3 protein-coding genes are annotated in these 3679 nt (G+C 68.3%); all 3 read right to left on the reverse strand.

Translation table 11 applies throughout. The annotated features are described in order from the left end of the window. Positions 1 to 529: CinA family protein (locus WAW85_RS02770; protein ID WP_422558129.1), on the reverse strand; the 529-nt coding region annotated here is incomplete at its 3' end. 13 nt (positions 530 to 542) lie between these two features. Then, positions 543 to 3110 (reverse strand): 5'-nucleotidase C-terminal domain-containing protein, encoded by a 2568-nt coding sequence (locus WAW85_RS02775; RefSeq protein ID WP_422558130.1) that lies wholly within the window; start codon positions 3108 to 3110, stop codon positions 543 to 545. Between the two features lie 79 nt (positions 3111 to 3189). Beyond that, on the reverse strand, positions 3190 to 3679 hold a 490-nt coding region (locus tag WAW85_RS02780), incomplete at its 5' end, for a CDP-alcohol phosphatidyltransferase family protein (protein WP_422558131.1).

Genomic DNA, 3679 nt, shown 5'->3' on the forward strand with positions numbered 1-3679 from the left:
CCCTTCCCTGGGATGGCGGAAAGTCGCCGAGCGCCTCAGCCAACAACCGCAGAGCCGCCACGCAGGTCGACGCGACGATCACCGCGCGATCGCCGGTGAGGTGGAGGCCCACGCTGACGGTGCGCGCCGAGCTCGCCAGGCCGACATACACCGTCCCGACCGGCCGACCCTCCTGCTCGGTGGGGCCGGCGACACCGGTGGTGGCGAGGGCGAAGTCGCTGCCGAGGAGCTCTCGGCACCCGTCGGCCATGGCTTCGGCACAGGCCGCTGAGATCACTCCTTCGGCCGAAATGAGAGCGCCGGGCACTCGCAGAACCGCCTCCTTGACCGCCGTGGCATAGGACACGACGCCGCCCACATAGCTGGCTGAGGCGCCAGGCACCGCAGTCAGTGCCGCTGCCAGCGACCCGCCGGTCAGGGACTCGGCGGTGCCCACCGTCTGCCCGCGATCCTTCAGCAGCCGATGCACCTCGGCGGCCAGCGCGACAACCGCCGCGCCCGCCGCCGAGGAATCACCCGCGCCCCTCACGTGGGCGGCCACGTCAGAGGCGACGGCGAACCGTGATTGTGGTCGTGGCAGAGCCGGTGTTGGTCTGCGCATCCCCGCGGTACCGCACGCGGACCGTCTGGGTGCCCAACTGGCGGAACGGTCCGACCACGGTCGTGGCGGTGCCGTTGGTCAAGGTGACGTTGCGGATCCAACGACCGTTGACCCACACCGCGACCGTGCCGGTCGGCGTGAAGCCGTCCGCCGCCACCGAGATGGTCAGCGTGCTCGTGCCGCGCCCGAAGAGTACGACGCTGGGTGACGCGGCCACGCTCACCGTCGGGGCGGCCTTCACCACCGTCACCGTGACGGGCGCACTGCTCGGCTGGTGAGTGCGGTCCCCGCTGTAGGTCACCGTGTAGGGGTGGCTTCCGACGGGCAGGGAGAGCGCGTCGAGGGCGAAGCTGGCGCTTCCATCGACGAGATCGGCGGTCGCCACGGTCTGGCCAGCGGAGACCAGCTCAACCGCTCCGGTCGCGTCGGCCGGAGCAACGGATACCTCCACCGATCCGGCCTGCCCATAGGTGATCGGCGCGGCGGTGGCGCTCACACTCGTTGCCGCCCGCTCACCGAGCGAGATGCTGACGGTGGTCCCCGTCGGCTGGGCGACCAGCTCGATCCGGCCGGCGGCAGTCAGCGCCTCAGGCACCGTGAAGGAGATCGCGGCACCGCCGTCGGTCACCGGGAAGGTGCCCAGATCCTCGGTGGCGCCTCCGCTGTGGGCGATCACCTGCACGGTGGTGTTTTGCGGCGATCCGAGCGACGTCAGGTTGAGCTTCGAGAGGCTGAACGACGTCGACTCACCGGCATACAACTGCGTCGGCATGCCGGACTCATCGACGATCTGCCGGGCGAAGTCGGGGGCGGCCGGGTTGTGGTCGCGGAGGTATTGAATCCACACATCCCGATCGATCAGGCCGGTATCGCGGTAGGGAGCACCCTGGAAGGCAAGGAAGTTGTCGCCGCCGGTGCCGAGGAAGGAGAACGCCGAGACCGTGTAGGTCGCGGCCAGGTCGAGCGGCTGCCCGTCGATCCAGATCGAGGTGATCCGTTGCCCCACCGGCTTGGTGGCATCGATCGTCGCGGTGACATTGTCGGAGACCCCGAGAGCCAGGAACGAACGCTGCGCGCCGGCCGGCTGGAACTGCTGCTCGAAGACGGTCTTCAACTGGGCGCCGGTTAGATCGATCAGCCAGAGGTTGTTGACGAACGGGAGCACGCCGTTGGCCTCGGCGTAGGTGACGACACCGTCGGTGTTTTCGGGGTTGGTGGCGGTATCGCCGGCATACCTCAACTCTGCGCGCAGACCACCCGGGGTGACCACGGCCAGGTCCGGTTCGCCCAGGTCGGCGGGAATGCCGTCCCGCAATGCATTGGCCACGAGGTCGCCCAAGGTTGACTCCGAGTAGCGATCGTCGCGCGTTCCGCCCGCATAGACGCCCGTGGCGTAGCTGCCGCCGATGAAGGCCGTCGTGATGTCGGCGCTGACGCCGCCAACCGGCTGATTGCCGATCGCCTTGGCGGCTTCGAGCGCGGCGTCGGTGATCGACTTGACCTGTGCCAGCGAGGGGTAGAGCGCAATGAAGTCCGCATCGGTCAGCGTGCTGGGGTTGCCTGCGGTGCCGAGGCGAGCCACGTTGCGAGCCGCGTAGGAGATCACGTCGCCGGTCTCGGAGTCCACGGTGAGCTCCACCTGGCCGACGTTGTCGGCGTACTGCCCGGTCTGCACCAACGGGCGAGTCTTGCCGGCAACGCCCGGCACGGGGCCGTTGAAGGCGTAGGCCTGGTGGGTGTGTCCGTTGAAGATGACGTCGACGGCGGGATCAAGATCGGCGATCTGGGCGAACTCCCCACCCTTGGCGTATTCGGTAGCGAAGTCCGAGCCGACGCCCTTGCTGGCACCCGCGTGGAACGACGCGACGATGACCTGCGCCTCGCCGTTGTCGGGGTTGCCGTCGCTGAGTTGCCGCGCCACGCGGTTGACCGCGGTGGCCGGGTTGCCGAAGTCGATCTCGGTGATCCCACCGGGGCTGACCAGGCTGCGCGTCTCCTCGGTGACGGCGCCGACGACGGCGACGGAGACCCCCGACATGTCGAACATGGCGTACTCCGGCAGCACCGGGTCTTGGGTGCCCTTGGCATAGACGTTGGCGCCCAGGTAGGTCCAGTCGGCATTGCGGTTGCCCGCCGGACCGATCACGCGGTCGCGCAGGTCGACCCAGCCCTGGTCGAACTCGTGGTTGCCGACCGCGGAGGCGTCCAACGCAAGCGCGTTGAGCACGTCGATCGCCGGCTGGTCCTGCGCGAGGGCTGAAGCGAACTCGGAGGCGCCGATGAGGTCACCGGCCCCCACCATGATCGAGGGGTTGCTGGTCGCGGCCCTGAGCGACTCGATGGTCGCCCCCCACTTGACCATGTTGGTGTTGACGCGGCCATGGAAGTCATTGATGGACAGCAGGTTGAGCGTGACCGGCGTGCCGGCCGCATCTGCTGGAGTCGTCGGCAACAGCACCGCCAACGGAGCAACGAACATGGCCACCAGGGCACCGAGTCTCGCAATCATGCGAGTCACAGTAGCGGTGCGGCTGGGCGAGAGACACCCCCGATGGCGTCGTCAGGCACCCAATTCGTTGTGGGGCGAATCAGCGCGCTGGCGCCCGCAACGTATGCCGCTGCCGCCAGACATCGCGGAAGAACTCCCAGCCGGACCACAAGGTCATCGCGACGGCCGCAGCCAGCAGGATCTGGCTGAGATAGAAGGCCCCGCTCCCGAGCAGCCCGAAGACGTCGAAGGCGCCCCCATGCGCCTCGCCGTCGGCCTTGCCGTGGGGCAACGGCAGCACCAGACCGGACAGCGCGATGGATTGCAGCACCGTCTTGATCTTGCCGCTCGTCGCCGCGGCGACGACCACCCGCTTGAGGATCGAAAGCCGCAGCAGGGTCACGCTCCACTCGCGCACCAGCACGATCAGCGTCACCCACCACCAGATCTCGCCGACGAGCGAGAGGCCGATAAACGCCATACCGGTGATCGCCTTGTCGGCGATCGGATCGGCGATCTTGCCGAAGTTGGTGATCAGGTTGCGCCGCCGCGCGATGTCACCGTCGATCTTGTCGGTGATCATCGCCCCG

The organism is Gordonia sp. (in: high G+C Gram-positive bacteria), from assembly GCF_049299075.1.
Lineage (GTDB): Bacteria > Actinomycetota > Actinomycetes > Mycobacteriales > Mycobacteriaceae > Gordonia.

What these genes read in the sequence shown, in the direction of transcription:
- WAW85_RS02775 (WP_422558130.1), bottom strand. Translation starts at nt 3,110, where the DNA reads ATGATTGCGAGACTCGGTGCCCTGGTGGCCATGTTCGTTGCTCCGTTG.